We start from the raw sequence: 4,216 nt of genomic DNA, 5'->3' as shown, positions 1-4,216 counted from the left end.
CTGGAGATGACCGGGCAGGACGTCACCGAATGCATCGGCGGCGCCCGCGCCATCACCGACGAGGACCTCAACGACCGCTATCACACGGTCTGCGATCCCCGTCTCAACGCCGAACAATCGATCGACCTGGCGTTCCTGATCGCCGAACTGCTGAAGCAGGAACGCGCGGGTAAGGAAAAGCCGACGCCGGCCGCAGCAGCGGGACTTTGACTTGCTGCGACTCTGGCGAGCCACCATCAACACCCGTAACGGCCTCGCTTTTGCGATCCGATCGGAGCAGGCCGTCCGCGAGGAGCTTCTTGCACTGGCGCTTTCGGTGCCGCTGGCCTGGCTGGTCGGCGCGAGCGTGATGCGCCGTGTGGAACTTGTCGCGGCCGTGGCGTTTGTGCTGGTGGTCGAGATACTCAATACCGCGATCGAGAAGCTGGCCGATCGGCTCACCACCGACCACGACCCGCAGATCGGCCGGGTCAAGGACATGGGTTCGGCGGCCGTCGGCGTCGCGCTGCTGATGGTCGGGATGTTCTGGCTATTTGCCATCGCCGAACGCATAGGCGCGTTCTAAAGCGAGCAATTGCAGTTTGCTCTTGTGCAAGGCACCATCGCTCCCATGACCGAACCTGGATTCAAAATCACGCTGGCGCAGTTGAACCCGACCGTCGGCGACGTCACGGGAAATGCCGCCAAGGCGCGCACCGCGCGCGAGAAGGCTGCGGCGGATGGCGCCGATCTGCTGCTGCTGCCGGAATTGTTCATCTGCGGCTATCCGCCGGAAGACCTGGTTCTCAAGCCCGCTTTCCAGGCGGCCTGCCGTGCGGCGATCGAAGAACTCGCGCGCGAGACCGCGGACGGCGGTCCGGCCGTGCTGATCGGCACGCCGTGGGTCGAGGACGGCAAGCTCTATAACGCCTGCGCGCTGCTCGACCAGGGCCGCATTGCCGCGCTTCGGTACAAGGCCAATCTGCCGAACTACGGCGTGTTCGACGAGAAGCGGCTGTTCGCGCGTGGCCCCGCCGCGGGACCGGTGACGGTCAAGGGCATCCGGGTCGGCGTTCCCATCTGCGAGGACATCTGGCTCGAGGAGTCGGAGGAATACGAGAACATCGTCGAATGCCTCGCTGAAACCGGCGCGGAAATCCTCGTGGTGCCGAACGGCTCGCCCTATGCGCGCGACAAGAACGATTTGCGGCTGTCGATCGCGGTCGCCCGCGTCACCGAAAGCGGCCTGCCGCTGGTCTATCTCAACCAGATCGGCGGGCAGGACGAACTGGTGTTCGACGGCGCCTCGTTCGCGCTCAACGCCGACCTTTCGGTCGCGACACAACTGCCCGCCTTCGAGGAGCATGTCACCACGCTGCACTGGACCAGGGGGGCGGACGGCTGGCGCTGTTCGGGACCGGTCGCGCCGCTGATCGAGGGCGACAAGGCCGACTACGCGGCCTGTGTGCTGGGCTTGCGCGACTATGTCCGCAAGAACGGCTTTCCGGGCGTGCTGCTCGGCGTCTCCGGCGGCATCGATTCGGCGCTGTGCGCGGCGATCGCGGTGGATGCGCTCGGCGCCGACAAGGTGCGCGGCGTGATGCTGCCGTTCCGCTTCACCGCGCAGGTCTCGCTCGACGACGCCGCCAGGCTCGCGAAGGCGCTCGGCTTCGGTTACGAGGTGCTGCCGATCGCCGATGCCGTGAACGGCTTCGAAAAGATTCTTTCCGTTCCGTTTGCCGGCCTGCCGCGCGACATCACCGAGGAGAATCTGCAGGCGCGCACCCGCGGCACGCTGTTGATGGCGATCTCCAACAAGACCGGCGCGATGGTGGTGACGACCGGCAACAAGTCGGAAATGTCGGTCGGCTACGCCACCATCTATGGCGACATGAATGGCGGCTTCAATCCGATCAAGGACATCTACAAGACCGAAGTGTTCCGCCTCTCCAGCCTGCGCAACGAGTGGAAGCCGGATGGCGCGCTCGGGCCGTCGGGCGAGGTGATCCCGGTGAACATCATCATCCGGCCGCCGACCGCGGAGCTGCGCGAAAACCAGACCGACCAGGATTCGCTGCCGCCCTACGAGGTGCTCGACGCCATTCTGGAGCGGCTGGTCGAGCGCGAAGAGCCGCTCGCCACCATCATCGCCGCCGGTTTCCCGGCCGAAATCGTGACGCGGATCGACCGGCTACTCAACATTGCCGAATACAAGCGGCGGCAGGCAGCGCCGGGCGTCAAGGTGACGGAAAAGAACTTTGGCCGTGACCGCCGCTATCCCATCACCAACCGCTTCCGCGACAACGGCAAGGCGCTGCCCGCGCCCGACGAGAAGCTGGTCGCACGCGCCGGCCGCGCCTCGGCGGACGTGTTCGAGGGTTAGCCGGGGCGGCTCCCGCGTTCACCGCAGGAGCCAAGACTCGAAATCGCGAAAACAACCCCATGCAAAGTACAATGGGCTGGGGCTCGTCGCGCTTGCGCGGCTTTGGTTCTACTGCTTTGGCGCAATGAACGCCGGCCCGATCGTGCGGATCGGCCGGTCCTTGTCGGCGGCCGCTGCTGCCGTGCCGGGCGGCGGGGCTGCGGCAGGGGTCGCGACGGCGGTGCCGGCGGGCGCTGCGCCCTTCCTGGCGGGCGGCGGGGGAGTTGCTCCCTTCTGCCCGCGCTGCTGCATCCGCTTCGCGCTCTCCTCGGTGACGATGATATCGCCCTGTTCGACGCCGGCGCGGTCGTCGACCGACTTCAAGGCTTCCGACCAGGTCTGGCCCGCGGCCTTGCAGGCGCAGGAAGGATTGAACTCGGTGCGGAACTTGAACGCGTTCGGCAGCGACGTATAGGGCTGGCCGCTGATCGAGACCGCCTGGTTGATGTCTTCGCCGGGGTTGCGATAGGCGAACAGCGAGGCTTCGGTCGCGGGGCAGAGCGCCTTGCAGGTCCGCTCGTCGTCCTGGAACCGCGCCTGATAGGTGGCGAACGACACCGGGAAGTAACCGCCGTCGCAGGTGCGGACACAGACGGTACGGAAGGTGCCGGACGGCGCGCCGAGATCGGCGCTCGGCGGCGGCAGCGGATTGTTGTTATTGTTGCCGAACAGGCTGTCGATGAAGTTGCCGGGACCGCGCGCGGCAGCGGCATATTGCGGGCCGCAATTGTTCTGTGCCAGCGCCATCAATACCGAGCGGCGCTGGTTTTCGCGCTCATTGCCACCGATGCCGCCGCTGCGCAGCCGCTCCAGGCTGGTGGTGATCTGCTCCAGATTGGCGCGCATCTGCTGGATCTGGTTGTTCACCGGACCGCATTCGGCGGAGCGGCCGTTGAACAGCGAGAAGAATCCCGAGCTTTCGCAGCCCATGCGCTTGGCCTGCAGCGACACGCGGTCGAGTTCGGACTGCTGCTTGCCCTGGGCTTCCTGGTAGCGGCGGATCTGCTCGTCCCTGGCTGGATCGCCGGTTCCGGCGCCGCGGTCGATGGTCGCCAATTGGCCTTCGAGCCGGATGCACATCGGGTTGGACGACTGCCCGCCTTGAGGCGAGGCCTCCTGGCTCATCTGCGCCATGGCGTCCTGGGGCGTCTGCGCCAGCGCTGATGTGCCCATGGCGCCCAGCAACAGGGCGCAGGTCAACATTCGGAGGGGAAGGGAAGCGTTACGAATTCTGGACATATCCCGCCATTGAGGGCTGATCCGCGCGACTATCGAGCCAAATGGCGCGGCCAAGACAGCATATATTGCGGCCAAGGCTGCATCCAATAGCCGCTTCTCGGGGCAGCGTCACGTCGTTTCCGCGGCGCGGATGTGGCAAACGGACCGTTGATTCTACGGGGTATTCAGCTCCCTAGCGCTGGCAGGTGATGGCGACATATTCGCCGCATGACGGCCCCGTGCAGCGCTCGCTGCCGTCGGCTGGAACCGTGGCGGTAAGCTCATCGGGCTCGACGCGGCGGTAGGCGCTGGCCTGCGCAAATTCCCGTGACTGACAAAAGGATCGGGCGGCATGAGCGCCGCATTTGTGGCCTTGGGCGAGGCATTCGTCGACGCCGTAGCCGTCGGCCTGGTTGGCGACGATGAAGACGCGGCTGTCGGCGGAAGCGGTCGAGAGGGCGGCAACAAGGAGGCCGCAGGCAAGGAGCGCGGAGGAGAGTCGCATGAATGACACCGGCAGTGGAAAGTGACTGCGTCCAGAACTAGCCCGTCTTATTCATCAGCGGATTGTTGAGAGGCTGGCGAGCGTGGCGTAAG

General features: G+C 65.8%; 5 protein-coding genes. 3 read left to right on the top strand and 2 right to left on the bottom strand.

Translation table 11 applies throughout. From position 1 onward, the window contains the following. From V7E26_RS29455 to V7E26_RS29445, 3 genes are all read left to right on the top strand, one after another. On the top strand, window positions 1-210 hold a 210-nt coding region (locus V7E26_RS29455), incomplete at its 5' end, for a 3-deoxy-7-phosphoheptulonate synthase (RefSeq protein ID WP_324422902.1). Window position 211: 1 nt separating this feature from the next. Further along, window positions 212-565, top strand: a complete 354-nt coding sequence (locus tag V7E26_RS29450) for a diacylglycerol kinase (RefSeq protein WP_324422901.1) — start codon at window positions 212-214, stop codon at window positions 563-565. 45 nt (window positions 566-610) lie between these two features. Continuing rightward, complete coding sequence (locus tag V7E26_RS29445; RefSeq protein WP_324422900.1) at window positions 611-2,362, top strand: NAD+ synthase; 1,752 nt, start codon at window positions 611-613, stop codon at window positions 2,360-2,362. A 108-nt stretch (window positions 2,363-2,470) separates the two neighbouring features. Here the strand turns inward: V7E26_RS29445 and V7E26_RS29440 are convergent, their stop codons facing one another. Together V7E26_RS29440 and V7E26_RS29435 are read right to left on the bottom strand one after the other, a co-directional pair. Beyond that, window positions 2,471-3,640 carry a DUF2865 domain-containing protein gene (locus V7E26_RS29440; protein WP_442893503.1) on the bottom strand — a complete coding sequence of 390 codons (1,170 nt, stop codon included), beginning with the start codon at window positions 3,638-3,640 and terminating at the stop codon, window positions 2,471-2,473. A 172-nt stretch (window positions 3,641-3,812) separates the two neighbouring features. Next, window positions 3,813-4,124, bottom strand: a complete 312-nt coding sequence (locus tag V7E26_RS29435; protein WP_324422898.1) for a hypothetical protein — start codon at window positions 4,122-4,124, stop codon at window positions 3,813-3,815. Window positions 4,125-4,216: the final 92 nt, after the last annotated feature.

It is taken from the genome of Bradyrhizobium sp., assembly GCF_036735945.1.
Classification (GTDB): Bacteria; Pseudomonadota; Alphaproteobacteria; order Rhizobiales; family Xanthobacteraceae; genus Bradyrhizobium.
The sequence above is the reverse complement of the archived record's forward strand: the minus strand, read 5'-3'. Positions and strand labels throughout refer to the sequence as shown.